The sequence below is a fragment of the Mycoplasmatota bacterium genome, assembly GCA_018394295.1.
GTDB lineage: Bacteria > Bacillota_I > Bacilli_A > Haloplasmatales > Haloplasmataceae > JAENYC01.
The window spans coordinates 1,776,258-1,794,122 of record CP074573.1 but is presented as its reverse complement, the minus strand read 5'-3'; the positions used below and the strand labels follow the sequence as shown (position 1 = coordinate 1,794,122).

11 protein-coding genes and 1 pseudogene are annotated in these 17,865 nt (G+C 28.3%); 10 read left to right on the top strand and 2 right to left on the bottom strand.

Annotated elements, in window-relative coordinates; genetic code table 11:
• Positions 1 to 218: 218 nt before the first annotated feature.
• The 3 genes and pseudogenes from KHQ81_08215 (at position 219) to KHQ81_08205 (ending at position 2,736) form a co-directional block, all read left to right on the top strand.
• Positions 219 to 1,007 (top strand): class I SAM-dependent methyltransferase, encoded by a 789-nt coding sequence (locus tag KHQ81_08215; protein QVK16888.1) that lies wholly within the window; start codon positions 219 to 221, stop codon positions 1,005 to 1,007.
• Between the two features lie 386 nt (positions 1,008 to 1,393).
• On the top strand, positions 1,394 to 2,188 hold the full coding sequence (locus KHQ81_08210; GenBank protein ID QVK16887.1) for a helix-turn-helix domain-containing protein: 795 nt from the start codon (positions 1,394 to 1,396) through the stop codon (positions 2,186 to 2,188).
• Positions 2,189 to 2,511: 323 nt separating this feature from the next.
• Positions 2,512 to 2,736 (top strand): annotated as a pseudogene (locus tag KHQ81_08205) (hypothetical protein).
• Positions 2,737 to 2,839: 103 nt separating this feature from the next.
• On the opposite strand, the gene KHQ81_08200 reads toward KHQ81_08205, so the two are convergent.
• The gene (locus tag KHQ81_08200) at positions 2,840 to 3,046 is read right to left on the bottom strand and encodes a hypothetical protein (GenBank protein ID QVK16886.1); all 207 of its coding nucleotides are present in this window, start codon (positions 3,044 to 3,046) and stop codon (positions 2,840 to 2,842) included.
• A 333-nt stretch (positions 3,047 to 3,379) separates the two neighbouring features.
• On the opposite strand from KHQ81_08200, the gene KHQ81_08195 reads away from it, so the two are divergent.
• The 3 genes from KHQ81_08195 to KHQ81_08185 all read left to right on the top strand — a co-directional run bounded on the left by KHQ81_08195 (position 3,380) and on the right by KHQ81_08185 (position 7,537).
• Positions 3,380 to 3,667: an HXXEE domain-containing protein gene (locus KHQ81_08195; GenBank protein QVK16885.1), complete on the top strand. Its 288-nt coding sequence runs from the start codon at positions 3,380 to 3,382 to the stop codon at positions 3,665 to 3,667.
• A gap of 269 nt (positions 3,668 to 3,936) precedes the next feature.
• Positions 3,937 to 4,086: a TetR family transcriptional regulator gene (locus KHQ81_08190; GenBank protein ID QVK19597.1), complete on the top strand. Its 150-nt coding sequence runs from the start codon at positions 3,937 to 3,939 to the stop codon at positions 4,084 to 4,086.
• 430 nt (positions 4,087 to 4,516) lie between these two features.
• Complete coding sequence (locus KHQ81_08185) at positions 4,517 to 7,537, top strand: hypothetical protein (GenBank protein ID QVK16884.1); 3,021 nt, start codon at positions 4,517 to 4,519, stop codon at positions 7,535 to 7,537.
• 130 nt (positions 7,538 to 7,667) lie between these two features.
• Here KHQ81_08185 and KHQ81_08180 read toward each other — a convergent pair whose 3' ends face one another.
• Positions 7,668 to 8,384, bottom strand: a complete 717-nt coding sequence (locus KHQ81_08180; protein ID QVK16883.1) for a DUF5131 family protein — start codon at positions 8,382 to 8,384, stop codon at positions 7,668 to 7,670.
• Between the two features lie 308 nt (positions 8,385 to 8,692).
• On the opposite strand from KHQ81_08180, the gene KHQ81_08175 reads away from it, so the two are divergent.
• From KHQ81_08175 to KHQ81_08160, 4 genes are all read left to right on the top strand, one after another.
• The gene (locus KHQ81_08175; GenBank protein QVK16882.1) at positions 8,693 to 9,469 is read left to right on the top strand and encodes a class I SAM-dependent methyltransferase; all 777 of its coding nucleotides are present in this window, start codon (positions 8,693 to 8,695) and stop codon (positions 9,467 to 9,469) included.
• 296 nt (positions 9,470 to 9,765) lie between these two features.
• Positions 9,766 to 11,199 (top strand): helix-turn-helix transcriptional regulator, encoded by a 1,434-nt coding sequence (locus KHQ81_08170; GenBank protein QVK16881.1) that lies wholly within the window; start codon positions 9,766 to 9,768, stop codon positions 11,197 to 11,199.
• A gap of 334 nt (positions 11,200 to 11,533) precedes the next feature.
• Positions 11,534 to 13,213: a cell shape-determining protein gene (locus KHQ81_08165; GenBank protein QVK16880.1), complete on the top strand. Its 1,680-nt coding sequence runs from the start codon at positions 11,534 to 11,536 to the stop codon at positions 13,211 to 13,213.
• A 265-nt stretch (positions 13,214 to 13,478) separates the two neighbouring features.
• Positions 13,479 to 17,696, top strand: a complete 4,218-nt coding sequence (locus tag KHQ81_08160; protein ID QVK16879.1) for a 2-hydroxyacyl-CoA dehydratase — start codon at positions 13,479 to 13,481, stop codon at positions 17,694 to 17,696.
• The last annotated feature ends 169 nt before the right edge of the window (positions 17,697 to 17,865 follow it).

Genomic DNA, 17,865 nt, shown 5'->3' with positions numbered 1-17,865 from the left:
TCCCTAGTTATAGTGAAATAGTTCACCAATAGCCCAAGAGGATAAAATGTCCAAAACTTCCCTAGCCATCCTACTAGGGAAGTTTCATATTGTAACTAGGCTGTTATACCATAATTATGTAGAATATATATTGTATTAATTTAGTTATGGTGAACCGTACCATAAATAGGTGCGGTTCATATTGATAGAGATGATAAAAATTAGATAGGAGTCAAGCTATGAGTTTTTCAAATAAAGAATTATTTACAGGTACAGCTGAATACTATTCTAAATTTAGAATAGAATATCCAAAACATTTGTTAGATATGATACTAAAGTTTTATCAAATTGACTGTAAAGAGAATCTTTTAGATTTAGGATGTGGTACAGGTCAATTATCAATTCCATTACATAAATGCTTTGAACAGGTAATTGGTATCGATATAAATGAAGAAATGGTAAATGAAGCGAGAAGAATTAGATTAGAGAAAAATGCTCATAATATTCGTTTTATAACAATGGAATCAGAAAAAATTGATTCAAAATTAGGACAATTTGATTTAATATTATGTGGTAATGCATTTCACTGGATGGATAGAGAATTAGTTCTAAACAAATCATACGATATTTTGAAGCCTTCTGGAGGTATGGTTATTTTAGCAGGTGGCAGTGTTTGGACTGGTAAGAAGTTATGGCAAAAAGAAACTCTGAAGATAATTAAGAAATGGTTAGGAGAAAAAAGAAAAGCTGGAAAGGGAGAATATCCTACAAAGAATAAATTACATGAGGAGTATATTCAAGAAAGTAAGTTTCATTTAATGAAAAAAGGAGATTATAAGTTCATTTATGAGTGGAATATTGAAAACTTAATTGGTTATTTATACTCTACTTCATTTTGTAATAAAAGATTACTAGGAGAAAATATTGATACGTTTGAAAATGAATTAAAGGAAACTTTGTTAAGCATTAATTCTAAAGGAATATTTGAAGAAGAAGTTGCAATAACCTTTTTCTTCTTAAAGAAGTAGATATGCTTACAAATAACAGTTAAACAAGATAAGAATAAACCGTGAATATAATTAGTAAGGAGAGCCATACCATAAGTAACCAAGGTTTCAGTTTTTTAGTTTAAAACAACTAATAATTATTTATATACAAATCAGTTATTCCTTAAAATATATATTATCAAGTGATAGCTGACATAATGTTGTCATTGTAAGGATGATATAATTTTAATATATTTAATAGTACATTTATACATAAACCACCGTTGTATACAACCTGATGAACCAGAATAATGATTCAAGGTATATTTTTATTTTTGATATTATCCTTATGACAAATTCAAGCAAAAACTATCAAGATGATTATGTTTTAATACCTTACAATATAAGTGAATAGGAGGTGAATGCAAATGGATTCTATTATTAACATCCAAAAAGCTGTTGACTATATTGAAGATAACATTTGTGAGAAACTTGAATACAGTATCATAGCTAAGCAGGCTTATATGTCAAGTTTCCACTTTCAAAAACTTTTTTCTTTAATAATTGGCTATACACTGGGTGAGTATATTAGAAATAGACGACTTTCGTTTTCAAGAGAAGATGTATTATCTACAGACATGAAAATAATAGACATTGCATTTAAATATGGTTATAGTACACCCGAAGGATTTACTCGTGCATTTTATAGGTTTTATGGAGTCACACCTTTGGCAGCACGACGGAGACAGTGTTCTTTGGACTCATTTGCAAAAATTTCTATTCAATCAATGTTAGAAGGAGAGTCAGGTAGAATGAAAGATTTAAGCAAGAGAGGATATTCAGTCCAAGATAATGGTGCAGTATACTATACTAACGATATGGATAAAACATCAAAGTGGTTTGAGGATGTTTTAGGATGGTATGCAGGTGTTGAAGCTAGAAATGATGAAGGGATTGGAACTTATGGTTGTGTATTGCCTTTTCCAGGAGAACTAGTGCATATGAAAATAGCAGATTTCAATGGATTTCATATGTTCTATGGAGAGCCTGATAAAAGAGTAATACTATTCACAAATATTACTGGAATTGATAAACTTTATTCATTTGTGAAAGAAAATGGTTGGAATAAAATTTCAGAAATAAAAGAGCAACCATGGGGAGGCAGAACCTGTAATGTTACAACTATCGATGGTTCAATTATAACTTTTTGTGAGTTAATCTAAATAATAGAGATTTCATACAAAGGGGCTATCGGTAAATTTAATAACTAAAGCTCTTCAAAAACAAAAAAGGCAACTACTAGGAGTTGCTCTTTTTGCGTTATATTTGTTAAAATATAACTATGATAACTAATTTTCAGAAAAAAGACAACAGTTTTTTAAATTTAAATTATATGAAATTGGATTACCTGAGAACGATTCTGTTTATACACTTAAAGAAGTTTTGGAGGATTTAAATTTTACTATGTTACTAAGTACGTATAAACAAAGAGGACGTAAGGCATTGTTTAACGATAACTAAAACAACACACAAATAGTGTTGGAGTATAACCCTAGACTATCGACTATTAAAGATAAAACAACTAATTACTGGATGGATAAACTACTTTAGAATAAGTAAAATGAAATATTTCATGACCAAATTAGACTAAAAACTTCGTGTACGTATAAGAGTAATCATTTGGAAACAATGGAAAGTACCAAGTAAACAAATCAAATCCTTAATAAAATTAGGAATTGATGAAGAGCAAACAATTAGGACATTGGTTTAAAAAATCTAAGCAAAGTAGATATTTATGGAAATAAATTATTTAGGTATGTTATAATCATAAATGGTATTACAAGTAAAAAAACATTTATTCGATTATATTTACTTTATGTTGTAGACTGAGATATAACTTTGCTCCATTCTTTTCTAATTAAGAAAAAACCAACTAATGCAAAAGGTATATACAGCATACCAATGATTAAACCTGATACAACGGAAGTATCAACTCTTGCTGTTGAATCAGCTACTGTATGATAAATACCTGATACTAGCAACAACCAATCATACACAGCATGAAGATTAACAACAGCCAATATATTTTTAATGACAAATTTGAATAAAGAATCAGATGGCTTACCTCAATATGGGTAAGCCTTATTTATAGTCATTATTAAAATATTTACGTTATTACTGTACCCTATTAAGATTTCTCATCTGTAGAGGATTCTTTTTTAATTAATCATCAAAGTTTAGATGAAAAAAATTAAACTAATTATTTACAGATGAGTAAAATAGAAATACAATTTAATCAGTGATTAAATAACTAAGAGTGTGATTGATAGGGAGATACAATCTGCTATAATGGTATACTTCTTTTTGAAAAAAACTCTAAATTATTATTAAAAAGATTAGAAGGGAGAAAGAGAATGATAAATATAGAATTTGTTAGTGTTATTTGGTTGTTTCCAATTGTTTTTATGTTACATGATTTTGAAGAAATTATATTTATGAAATGGTGGATCCAGAGGAATAGATTGGTATTGCTTAAAAAGTTTTCTAAAATTTCTAAGGTATATAATGAATTTAGTACAGAAGCTTTTGCATTAGCTGTAAGTGAAGAATTTATTATTTTATTCTTAATTACATTAGGATCAATTATATTTAATTGGTACTATTTATGGCTTGGTGTATTAATAGGTTTTTTGTTCATTTAGTAGTACATATCATCCAATGGATAATATTTAAGAAGTATATACCTGCTATTGCAACCACAGTTCCTGCAATGATATATTCATTATATGCCATAAGTTTTATATATAATAACAGTGATATGGAGATATTATTACTAATAATGTGGAGTGTTATAGGAATAATTTTTGTCTGGATTAACTTAGTTTTCGCTCATAAATTAGCTGGAAAATTCAATAACTTTTTTAAAGAAAGTTAAAAAATAATGTGAGTTAATAAATCGAAAAAAGAAAAAATTGTAAAAGTGGTATTAGAAACTGAAAATGGTAATTGCGATAATAGTATTAGAGAAATAGGTAGGTTATCAAATATTAATTCTGCTGCGATTAGTTACTATTTTGGTTCTAAAGATAACTTAATTTTAGTTGCAATTAAGTTATTATAACTTAGCAAATAATATTATAAATCATTAATTAAAAAAATTATGTAAATTATTATTACTTGAAATAAATGTTCAATCCAAGGGTATAATGCAGATACAAAATGTATTAAAAGAGAACTGTAAGTATCTGATGATTAATTTATAGAAATACTACCCTACTGATGGATTTAGTTACATGCTTGTCTCAAAAGTGTTATTTGTTAAATTATACTGATGTTGTTAAGAATACTTAAAAAAGTTAGGGTTATTCATTATAAATAACGATAATGTGTAACTCCTTTTTTTTCTTTCTATTTATTGACTAGAGACAATATCATTTTATATTTTAAATATTTCACAAAAACAATATTGACAAACAAATTCTTTTAAGTAATACTAGTTATATACTGTTAGGTATATATATTTTTAGAAAATAGAGGGGAGCATTTAATAAATGAAGAAATTTATTTATATTTTTATTTTTGTTGCTAGTGTATTTATGATATCTGGATGTGAATCTGATCTGTTTTCTTCATTAGAAAGTGATTTATTACCAAAAACAGAAGGCAAAAATCCAATTGCAGTTATTCATAACTTGTATTTTAAAGATTCTAAGGTTACATTTGATGTTAATATAATAGATGATAATAAAGTTATAAATTTAGATACATTAGAGGCAGTTTTATATAAAAATGGTATAATTGAAGATAAAATATCTATGAAGGATGATATAACTGGTTTAACATTTGAAGGACTGTCACCGACAGATAATTATTATATAAAAATTGAAGGTTTATGTGGTAATGGTGATAATAAGAACTATATTATAACATTAAATAGCTCAATGAGTAGCTTTAGTTTATTAGAAAGTTTTTCATTAAAAGAGAATATGTTAATTGAAACTGTATATAATGAAAAAAAATCAGTATTAGGTGTCGAAGTTAATTCAAAATTTGATAATATAGATAAAATTGTTGAGATAAATACTAAATGTAATAAATATCACAATAAGGTGTTTTATACATTAGAGGGAGAAAACTACTATACTTATTATTACGGTGAAAATTATGATAAAGATACTCTCTATAAGTCTCCTATTAGTTTTGAAAAGATTTATGGTGAAAAAGGAAATGGTTATAATGAGTATGGAGATATTATAACATCAATAGTAAATTCTTCTAACCCTATAATTACTGAAAGTAATTATGGAGAAGATAGTAAAAAAGGGTATTCTTTAGAATACTTAATAAATTTGTCAAGTTTAGCTAATGTAAAGAAATATTTTGATGATATACTAGGTAATGCAAATGTAATAATGAAGGATAATATAAGTGATAGCAAAATAAAAATTGAGTTAGTATTTGAACAGGAAACGGGTATATTTAGAACAGCTAAATTTGATTTTACTGATTTAATAGATATGTTTTCAATAAATAGTTTAAACTCAATAAAAATTGAAAATTTAAAATATACTTTATCTCTAGATGATATAAATAATACAGTCATTAGTGATGCTAATTTTGAAAATGCTAGATTCAAAATGGATCACAGGCTAATTTCAATAAATGATTCTGTAGATTTAACTATTAATGATCATATGACTATTGAAGATTCATTAGATTATAAAGGTGATTATAAAATATACAAGTTTAATGAAAGTTATGGGTATACCAATATCACGTTCAATACTGATAATGGAAGTATTAGAGCATTGTATGTTGATGATATTAATCAACATGTACAACAACCTATAATTAAAACTTTATCAGATTCTCAATACAATAAGTTTTATTATATTGTTGTTTATTTAGTAGATGATAATATAGGAGACTTTACTTTAAATATTGAATACTATAATGAATATAATGATGATCACCCAGATTACATTTCAGAAAATGTTAAAGAAATACCTCTAAATGAATATTACGAAGCACATTCATACAATAACTATGAAGATGATGTTTTTAAATTTAAAATTGAGGATTCAGGATTGTATAGTATCAGATTTAAATATAATTATGGAACTTCTTATATTACAGGAGATATGAAATTTACTCTTTATAATGCTAATGGAGAAAAGTTAGATTTTAATGAAGATATTGGGGAAAGCATGTATTTTTTTGAATCTGGACAATATTATATTCAAGTAGATACATATTGTGAAGGAAAATATGAATTCATAATCGATCACATTATTGATGATAATCCAGACCCAATTCTAATGCAGTTAAATGAAGGATTGAATGAATTTAAAACTACTTTTGATTATATTGGAGATGAGGAGTCATTTGTATTTACGATTGATAAAAGTACACTTATTGAATTAGAATTAAGTTATAGTTATTTTAAAATCTATAATGAAAATGGAGAAGAAATTACAGATAGAATGGGTAGTAAAATGTCTAAACTATCTTATTATTTTTCACCAGGTACATATACTGTTAAGATAATGGGAAAATATTTTGAAAAAGAGATTACTTTGTATGTAAATAAAAATAGCTCATACATAGATTATTCAAATGAAATAGTCGAAGGAGAAAGTAATTATGGAGAATTAAACTTAGGTATAACTAATATTGAATTTGATTTAACGTATGATAAGGATATTTATTATATTGATATAGTCGATGAAGATTGGTATTCAATATTTTATGAAATACCATATAGTGATTATTTTTATATAACAAATAGTGGTGAATATGTAAGATTACAATCAGGGAAGCCAATGTTTTTAAGTAGTGGTAGACATTTCTTTAGTTTTGAAGGAAGAAATCCTGAAATTGTAGAAATCAATTTAATGTTAAATCCTGATGACAATACTGAAGAAAATATGGGTATTGCTAATATCGGTTCAAATACTTATACAACAATTACATATCAAGAGGATATTGATTACTTTAAACTAAATGTTAATGAAACTAGTACATATAGTATATACATCAATAGATGGTTAACTATTAAGCTCGAAGATACTAATGGGAATATAATTGGTTTAGATTTTAATAATGTACCAGGTGTTATGGGGAAAAAGGCATTTTTTACTGTTAGTGAAGGTGAATATATCATAGAGGTAAATTATGATTATTTTAAACAATCAAAATTTGAAGAACTTTTTTTCAAAATTGAGGAATTAAATTTGAATGATGAAGCTCCGAATAGTTTATATTTACCATTAATAGAATATAGAACTATAGAAATAGGTATTGGGAACGAAATTTCAGGAAAAATTGATTATCAAGGTGATAGAGATGTTTATCTTATCAACGTTTTAGAGGATGGAGAATATCGATTTTTTCTTAGTGGTTATAATGTGTCCGTTTATTGTAACAATCTTAATGGAGATATTATGAGTTGTCCTACAAGCTACTTTTCTCATATTAATAAAGGTATGTATTATATAATTGTAGCTAAAATTAATGGTACATCAGATTATAATTTAGGTTTTTATAAAAATATAACTAAAGACCCTAATTAAGAATTAGGGTCTTTAGTAGTTTAATTTCCATATAATTATTAGTCATAATCTAATTTGTTAAAGTGAAACAATTGATTCATCAATGTATAAAAGAACTTATAATTGATAAATATCGTTTTGTAAACAAGACTCATTTACTAAAATTTATATTTGCCTTTCTAGCCTGAGAACATAAATGTTGTTTCTTAACTTTAAAGGTGATCCCATCTTTAATGAATGTAGAACCAAGTTGCCTGAAAGTAAAATTAACATTCTTTTTAATACACTGTTCTCTTATATTTAGAACCCATTCATAGTTTAAAGGTCTAACTTTGCTTCCAGACTCTCCACCTACGACTACACCATCAATAGAATTATCTAAATAATCTGATATATCTATTTTTTCAAGCATAGGTTGAATAATGATTAATTTATGTTTGATTGGTAATTCTTTCAAAATAGGAATTCTTTCATCAGCTCTTTGTTGATTCTCTACAGATATACTAACTGTTATATTATCATATCCGTAATCAAAATCATCTGGTAATCCTATCATGAAACGTTCGATACGCTTTGTGATAAACATAAAATTTAAATCATTACGTATTCTTATCATATTCCATACTTCTTTTCGCCATTCATCTGCTTCCTCAATCAAGAAGTCACTATTGAAACATAAAAACACTGTTTGTCCACTTTTTATTTTGTAGTTTCCCTTATTATTTTTTTCAATAGGTTTATAAAATTCTTCTGTTTTATATATGATGTCTGTATTAATCCCTTTTCTAGAGTTTGCCCTATGTATGTAACAGTTTTTACATCCTTCACTCTTTTTATGGCATCCTCTCCATGGGTTCCATGCAGCCATATCTATCCCCCCACTAGTAATCTAATCATTATTACTTTACTTCAGGTACAATTTTTAATAATTATAACATATATCTACATATTATGGAATATTTGGTTGTTACTTGATTTCATACTCATCCTTCCTGTGCAGTTCATGGAATTTATAGAATATAATGATGATTTGAAATGGGTGATTTGAAGAGATTGACAGGGATTTATTTTTATATTCAATATGTGATAATTATAAACTATCATATGCATCATATATCACAAATAGATATATTAATAATGAATATAGATACTAATAACATAAAGGAGTAAAATAAAATGAATTACATAGATACAAACAAAGATATTTGGGACAAGAAAGTAGATGAAAAGGATTGCTGGACAAAACCTGTGAGTTCAGAAGAAGTAGATAAAGCAAGAAAAGGAGAATGGGAAATAAAACTGACTCCTGTTAAGGCGGTACCAAGAGATTGGTTTCCAAAGACAATGGCTGGAAAGAAAATTCTATGTCTTGCATCTGGAGGAGGGCAACAAGGACCAATTATTGCTGCAACAGGAGCAGAAGTGACGGTTTTTGATAATAGCCAAAAGCAATTAGAGCAGGATAAATTAGTCGCTGAAAGAGATAATTTAAAAATTAGAACCCTACAAGGTGATATGAGGGATTTATCCATATTTGAAGATGACTCATTTGACTTCATTATTCACCCATGGTCGAACTGTTATGTAGATTCTGTGTTACCAGTCTGGAAAGAAGCCAATAGGGTTCTTAAAAAGGGAGGTACCATGATTGCGGGTTTTGCAAATCCTCTTGAATATATCTTTGATTTAAAAGCTTTTAATGAAGGAAATTTGGTTGTAAGACACAGTGTACCTTATTCGGACTTAACGAGTATTACAGAATCAGAGTTGAAGGAACTTGTATTGGAACAAGGAGAAGCTATAGCGTTCGGTCATACATTGGAAGATCAGATTCAGGGACAAATCTTAGCAGGATTCATGATTGCAGGTTTTTATGAGGATAATAATGGTGGTTGGAGTCCTTTAGATAAATATATAAATACTTCAATTGCGACAAAAGCAGTTAAGTTATAAGTAACAGCGTTAATAACTTGCTTATAAATAATTTAAATGGTATGTAAATATAATGGTACATCAGATGATTATTATTAAAGACCCTAATTAAGATTAATTCACTTAGGGTCTTTAGTTATACAAATTCTATTAATAGTAACTAATGATAAAAAGGTTAACTAAGCTTCTTTTCTTTAATAACAATAACTTACTAATCATATTATTTTAGGTTTATATTAAGCCAACTCAATGAATCGTTGAGTTATGCAACAATATAGTTATTGACACCCTTTTGCATTATAGTATAATGGAAACTGTTGAAAGGGGCGAAAAAAAAGGACAACAAACAAATCAGATTATTTTTAAAGGAATTACGAATAAAACATAAGCTAACACAAAAGGATCTTGCAGATATTTTAGTCATTACTCCTCAAACAGTATCAAAATGGGAGCTTGGAACAAGTATACCTAATTTAGATATGTTATTATCATTAAGTAAATTATACAAAGTATCAGTCGATGAAATCATTCAATGCGAAATCAAACAGGAAGAAAAATATGACAAAATTAGTATAGAAAATATAATTGTTTTGGGACTATATTTATTGATTTTAGGGCTTGCGATTGCTATTCCATTTATTAATTTTATTATTGTAGATTCAAGTTACCTTGAATATGGATGGTTTTATAATCCAGAAATATTCCCGATAATACCAATCGCACTAAAACTATCTAGTTGGTGGGTAATTACTCTACTCTTATTTTTACCAGTATTTCTATCTGTTACTAATGTAATCGATAAAAAGAAAACATCAAATGTAATCATAAGTATGGTGGCAGGAATATCACTAATTACATTTACATTGCCAATTCTTTCATCACCAATGTTTATAAATGCACAACTTGGAATAATATTTCTCATCTTATATATTTTATTCTTACTACTAAGTTCAGTCTTAATAATAGTACCAATCAAAAACCCAGTAATCAATTATAAATTACTAAAACCAGAAAAAATCATTGTGATTTCACTGTTATTTGCAGTTGCTTTACCACTTCCGTTTTTATACCACAGTCATGGATGGAATTATTTTAAAATACAAGATCAAGTTCTTTATTTCTTTACTTTATTATTACCTATTTTAATCTTTCTGAAATATACTACAAAAATACCACAACGGTATATCAATATCCTATCTATAATATTATCTTTAGTTCTAATATCTACTACATTAATATACATTTTTAATAGTGGACTATTAATACCGTCATTATTTATATATATTTATGTGATTATTTTAGGATATGATTTAAGAGATCCATTCAAGAAAAAGAAGATTACTTTCAAAAGTTTATTACCTCTTAGTATCATAATTGTAGACCTATTATCTATAACTGTATATCTGTACTTACTAACTAACCATGGCGATTTATTCTATAGTGTTGGAATGTATGGTACTAATATATTTTTAGAGGATTTAGGGTTTGGGTCAATGATATATTTAAACATTATATTATTATTAGTCGCAATCGTGTTTAGACTTGCTAAATTAAAACGAATTTCACAAGTTATGTATGTTTTATGGGCTGTATGGGTAACATACTTTACTACAGTATTATGTGTACGCTTTGTTTTTAATCATGATTATCATATGACTGACGGAGAGATGTTTTTCGTACCACCAATCTTAATAGTATTATACTTAATCACGTTTATAATAAATAAAATATTAACAAAAACAAAAATGTAGGTGAATAGTTTTATTCATCTTTTTTTTCATTAAATAATACTTAACATACAAGCTGGATATAGAATGAGTGTAATTTAATTTAGTCTAAAAGATTAGAAAAGAAGGATTATTAAGCTTTGTATTAAATAAAAAACTAGTAAGAAAAGAATATTTTAATGGAGAATTCTGCTTAGAAGTATTTAGCCAATAGGACAACAAGAAAATAAATTATATATTGATGTGTATTAATTTTATAAAGATTAATATTTAATATGCATTTGTAAAAAACCATATAATTTAATGAAAAGTAAGATATATATATGGTATAATTAATTATAATAAATAGGAGGAGAACATGAGTAAAAAAAATAGAGAAAGTATAATAAAAAAGAATAAATCTACACAAATGTCTTTAGTGCAATGCGTTATCGTCTTAGTCATAGCAGTAATTATCTTTTTTACTTTAAATTATTTATTTTTAGTTAAAATAAGTTTAAGATATTTTGGAACTTGGTTTTTAACTGCTATATCATTATTTTTTGGATTTGCAATCTTGTCATTGTTTACTAAAAATGATCAGTATAATGAGAAATTCCATCAAAGAGGAAAATATTCAAAAAAAGTCATTGTATTCATAACAGGGATTATAACTTTTATTTCATTAATTGTAATTTATTTAGTAATTTCACTGTTTGGAACACCTATGTTTAACGCAAATGCATATCATAAACTAATTGGTGAAATTCATGAACCTATTCAATTTACAAATGATTTTGATGCGGTAAATACGTCAGATAATTTACCAATCGTCGACACTAATTTAGCTGCAAAATTAGGAGATAAAGAATTTGGAAAACATGGTAGTCTTGGAAGTGAGTTTCATGTTGGTGAATTCCATGATTTAAATGTAGCTGGTAATTTAGTTGCAGTTGCTCCACTTGAATACAATGGTTTCTTTAAATGGAATAACAATAAAGCTGGTACTCCAGGTTATGTGATTGTTGATAAATTTACAGGAGATGTAGAAATTGTTACTGGGTTAAATTTAAAATATATGCCAAGTGCTTACTTTGGAACTGATTTACACCGTCATGTTTATTATAAAGGTGATCATGCAAAACAATATGAGTTAATTGATTTTGCATTAGAACTTGATGATGAAATGAATCCATATTGGGTAATTACAGCGTTAAAACCAACAATTGGACTATCAGGCGGAAAGCAAGTGATGGGTGTTTATGTTGTTAATCCAAAAGATGGTGCCATTACATTTTATAAACCACAAGATGCTCCAGCTTGGGTGGATACAATCTATCCTAAAGATTTTGTATTGAAACAATTGAATAAATGGGGAGCATATGGAGATGGATTCCTAAACTCATTTATAGGTCAAAAGAATGTTCTACAAACAACAGAAGGATCAAGAAGGGTATTTAATAATGGTCATGTGTATTACTATACAGGATTAACAAGTGCGAGCGCAGATGAGGCAACAGTTGGATTTGTTTTCATTAATACACGAACAAAACAAGTTACACGCTACTCGATGAGTGGTGCAACAGAAACGGCTGCAATGGAATCTGCAGAAGGAATTGTTCAAAATTTTGGATATAAAGCAACTTTCCCAATCCCAATGAACGTTTACAATAATGCGACTTTCTTTATCACATTAAAAGATAATAAAGGATTAATTAAACAATACGCGTTTGTTAATGTATCAGATTTTTCTAAGGTAGGAATTGGTGATACAATTGATAAAGCGTACTCAGACTATGGAGAAAAACTAAACATTGAAAATGTTATTGATCCTTCAGAAGATGACTTAATTGAAGTGAGAGGAATAGTTAAGCGGATTAGCATGTCAGTTGTTAATGGCGAATCACAATATGAAATATTTTTAGATGAAGGATTATATACAGCTAGATATAAAGTTAGTGCTTATTTGTCAATTACTGAATCTGGTGACGAGGTCATTCTTAAGTTACTTGGGGATACAGTTATTAGCTTTAAAAATGTTGATCTAGAAGGAGAATAAAATAAACTAGCCAAATGGCTAGTTTCAAACTGTTAACAAACGACTAAAGAAACTAAGTCGTTTGTTTTTTATTATTATCTTAAAAAATAAATAGTAGTTTGTTTGACGCTAAAATGGAAATTAAAATGAAGGTCCTTTTCTTTAAATTGTAGATAATATGTAAGGTTTCACTTTATTGAGACTTTTTTAATTAGTTAGTCTTGACAATTTTCATCAAACTTGTACACTTATAGAAGTGAGATTAAATAAATAGGTGATATAAAAGATGAAAAAATTAATACATTTAGGATTAGACGTAGGATCGACTACTGTCAAATTCGTTATATTAAATGAGAAATTAGAAATAATTCATAGTCAGTATCAAAGACATTTTTCTGATTTGAAAAAAACGATTAGAAATATGTTATTGTCTTTATTGCCTGACTATAAAGAATATCAAATAACCATCAATGTAACAGGTTCTGGTGGATTAATGGTTTCAAAATGGTTTAATGTTGATTTTGTACAAGAAGTTATTGCTTGTACAAAAGCAGTTGAAGAAACATTAGATCGTTGTGATGTTGTTGTTGAACTAGGTGGTGAAGATGCTAAAATAACTTATTTTAATAATGGTGTTGATCAAAGGATGAATGGAACTTGTGCTGGTGGGACAGGTGCTTTTATTGATCAGATGGCAAGTTTACTTGATACTGATGCTTTTGGATTAAATGAGTTAGCGAAAAATTACCAAACAATTTATCCAATTGCGGCTAGATGTGGTGTGTTTGCGAAATCCGATATCCAACCCTTGATTAATGAGGGAGTTAATAAGTCTGATATTGCTGTTTCTATTTTTCAAGCAGTGGTTAATCAAACAATTAGTGGGTTAGCCTGTGGAAGAAGAATTTGTGGTAAGGTAGCCTTTTTAGGAGGTCCCTTATATTTCTTAAGTGAATTACGTAAAAGATTTGTAGAAACGCTTAATTTAAAAACTGAGGAAGCGATATTTCCTCAAAATGCCCAATTGTTTGTCGCATTAGGAGCAAGCTTAGCTTCAATAAAAGGAGAAGAAATCAGTTTTAAAACATTAATTGATAAATTAGATACCATTGATGAATTTAATATTCAAGATGTCAAAAGATTACAACCATTATTTAATAACCAAGAGGAAATAGATCAATTTCTAAAACGACATGAAGATAATCAGGTGATTAAACGTGATTTAACCACTTATCAAGGGTCTACTTATTTAGGAATAGATTGTGGTTCTACGACTTCAAAGATGGTTTTAATCGGTGAAAATGGTGAATTATTGTATGAATTATATCGAAATAATGAAGCCAATCCATTAGAAGTAATAAGACAAGGGTTAATTACATTGTATGAAATGTTACCTAAAGGCGTTAAAATATGTAATTCTTGTGTGACTGGGTATGGAGAGAGTTTAATTAAAAATGGCTTTAATGTTGATTTAGGTGAAATAGAAACAGTCGCTCATTATGTTGCTGCTGACCATTTTGTATCGGGTGTTGACTTTATTCTTGATATCGGTGGACAAGATATGAAATGTTTGACAATTAAAAATGGGGTTATAAATTCTGTTGTGTTGAACGAAGCTTGTTCAGCTGGTTGTGGTTCATTTATTCAAAACTTTGCACAAACATTGAATATTCCAATTTCCCAATTTGTTCAAGAAGCAATGACTGCCAAAAAACCAGTTGATTTAGGATCTAGATGTACCGTTTTTATGAACTCAAAAGTTAAACAAGCACAAAAAGAAGGCGCTACGGTTGGTGATATTGCGAGTGGCTTATCTTATTCAGTTATTAAAAATGCCCTATATAAAGTTATTAAGATTAGAAAACCAGAAGATTTAGGAGAAAAGATTATTGTTCAAGGTGGGACATTCTATAATCATGCGGTTTTAAGAGCGTTTGAGTTAATATCAGGACGTAATGTATACAGACCTAAAATCTCAGGTTTGATGGGGGCCTTTGGATGTGCATTAATCGCGAAAAAAAGCTATAAGAACAAGAAATCTTCCTTAATTTCATATGAGGAATTAAGATCATTTTCTTTTACACAAAAAGTTACTAGATGTAGACAGTGTACGAATCAATGTCAATTAACGATTAATTATTTTTCTAATCACAATAAACTAGTTACTGGTAATAAATGCGAAAAAGGAGCAGGAATTAAATTAACAGAAAATGTTATACCTAATCTATATCAATATAAATATCAAAAAATGTTTGAATATCAACCACTTAATAAAGAAAATGCTAAAAGAGGAACCGTAGGGATCCCTCGTGTTTTAAATATGTATGAAAATTATCCGTTCTGGTTTACTTTTTTTACTGCTTTAGGTTATCGGGTAGAATTATCACCAAATAGTTCTCGTCAAATATATGAAAAAGGAATGGAGACGATTCCTTCTGAATCGGTTTGTTATCCAGCAAAATTAGTTCATGGACATATCATGAGTTTAATTGAACAAAAGGTCGATATGATTTTCTATCCTGGCGTTTTCTATGAGAAGAAAGAACAAAATGAAGCGAATAATCAATTTAATTGTCCAGTTGTGATTTCCTATTCAGAAGTTATTGACCATAATGTTGATTTGATTAAAGGTACTAAATTCTTACATCCTTTTATCTCCTTCCATAGCCCAAGTGCAACCTATAAAAAATTAGTCAGAGTATTTAAAGAAATACCTAAAAATGAAATTAGAGAAGCGTTAAATAAAGCATTTAAAGAAGATGCAAGTTTTAAAGCGGATATAAGAGGAAAAGGCGAAGAAACTCTAAAATATATCAAAGAACATAATATGAAAGGGATTGTTTTAGCTGGTAGACCTTATCATATTGATAAAGAAGTAAATCATGGAATTGATAAATTAATTGCTTCTTATCAAATGGCTGTTTTTACAGAGGATTCAATTGCTCATTTAGGACATGTTGAAAGACCATTACGGATTGTTGATCAATGGGTGTATCATTCGAGACTTTATGCTGCTGCAAGTTTTGTAGCACAAGAAAAAGATTTAGAACTAGTGCAACTGACTTCTTTTGGTTGTGGACTTGACGCGGTTACAAGTGATCAAGTAAAAGAAATACTAGAAAATCATAATAATATATATACCTTATTAAAAATAGATGAAGTGAGTAATTTAGGATCAGCACGAATTAGAATTCGTTCACTAAAAGCAGCGATGACTGAACGTGACAAAAATGGATTGAAACCTCAACTTATTAATAAAATTGAACCTAAAAAGATATTTACAAAAGAAATGAAGAAGAAACACACGATTATCGCACCACAAATGTCACCAATTCACTTTAATCTACTTGAAGAAGTTTTTTTATCAGAAGGTTATCAATTAGAAATTTTAAAAACTGCTGATGAAGAAGCTAAAGAAGAAGGATTAAAGTATGTCAATAACGATGCTTGCTATCCATCAATTATCGTGGTTGGTCAACTGATTGCGGCACTTAAAAGTGGTCGTTATGATTTAGATAACACCTCTATTATCATCTCTCAAACAGGTGGGGGTTGTCGAGCTACAAATTATATTGCGTTCATTAGAAAAGCATTAGTCGATGCTGGTTTTAGTCAAATTCCTGTCATCTCATTAAATGCATCGAAACTTGAATCAAACCCTGGTTTCACCTTAAGTTTACGATTAATTAAGAAATTGCTCTTAGCTGTTTTATATGGAGATTTATTAATGCGATTATTATATCGTATAAGACCTTATGAAAAAGTCAAAGGAGAAACAGAGAAACTCTATTATTACTGGCAAGATTGTTGTCTAGAATTAATCAAAAAGGGATCAATTAAAAAGTTTAAAAAGATAGTATGTGATATAGTTAATGATTTTGATCAACTTCCAATTATAGATGTTAAAAAACCTAAAATTGGTTTAGTAGGGGAAATATTAGTTAAGTTTCATCCTGATGCTAATAATAATATTGTAGATTTTATTGAAAAAGAAGGCGGAGAAGCAGTAATGCCTGATTTACTAGACTTCTTCATGTATTCCTTTAAAAATGTAGAAGTGAAAGCGAACTCGTTATTATATAAGCCATTTTCCAAATATAGCACAAAAGGATCTATTTACCTAATTAATAAGATAAGAAAACCAATGGTTGATGCATTAACAAAAAGTACACGTTTCACTGCACCAAAATGTATTCATGAAATCGCTAGTTTAGCCGAGCGTTTTGTATCTTTATGTAATCAAACCGGTGAGGGGTGGTTTTTAACTGGTGAGATGATTGAATTAATTGAAAGTGATGTTAATAATATTATTTGTATGCAACCTTTTGCTTGCTTACCTAATCACATTACAGGTAAAGCAATGATAAAAGACCTAAAAGCAACCTATAAAAAAGCAAATATTGTCGCAATCGATTATGACCCTGGTGCTAGTGAAGTTAATCAAATTAATCGGATTAAATTGATGCTTTCAGTTGCGTTTAAAAATCTTGAAGATAATAAATAAGATAGAGATAAATTTATTATTTTTTAATAAAGTATTGCATCAAGACAAAAATTTGGTTATAATAAACCATAATTACATATAATATGAGTATCGATGAAAAAGAAGAGTAACTAGAACCATTTTGTTTATAGAGAAAGGAGTCTTAGGCTGCAAACTCCTACAAAATCTT

What these genes read in the sequence shown, in the direction of transcription:
- KHQ81_08215 (QVK16888.1), top strand. Translation starts at nt 219, where the DNA reads ATGAGTTTTTCAAATAAAGAATTATTTACAGGTACAGCTGAATACTAT.
- KHQ81_08210 (QVK16887.1), top strand. Translation starts at nt 1,394, where the DNA reads ATGGATTCTATTATTAACATCCAAAAAGCTGTTGACTATATTGAAGAT.
- KHQ81_08195 (QVK16885.1), top strand. Translation starts at nt 3,380, where the DNA reads ATGATAAATATAGAATTTGTTAGTGTTATTTGGTTGTTTCCAATTGTT.
- KHQ81_08185 (QVK16884.1), top strand. Translation starts at nt 4,517, where the DNA reads ATGAAGAAATTTATTTATATTTTTATTTTTGTTGCTAGTGTATTTATG.
- KHQ81_08180 (QVK16883.1), bottom strand. Translation starts at nt 8,384, where the DNA reads ATGGCTGCATGGAACCCATGGAGAGGATGCCATAAAAAGAGTGAAGGA.
- KHQ81_08175 (QVK16882.1), top strand. Translation starts at nt 8,693, where the DNA reads ATGAATTACATAGATACAAACAAAGATATTTGGGACAAGAAAGTAGAT.
- KHQ81_08165 (QVK16880.1), top strand. Translation starts at nt 11,534, where the DNA reads ATGAGTAAAAAAAATAGAGAAAGTATAATAAAAAAGAATAAATCTACA.
- KHQ81_08160 (QVK16879.1), top strand. Translation starts at nt 13,479, where the DNA reads ATGAAAAAATTAATACATTTAGGATTAGACGTAGGATCGACTACTGTC.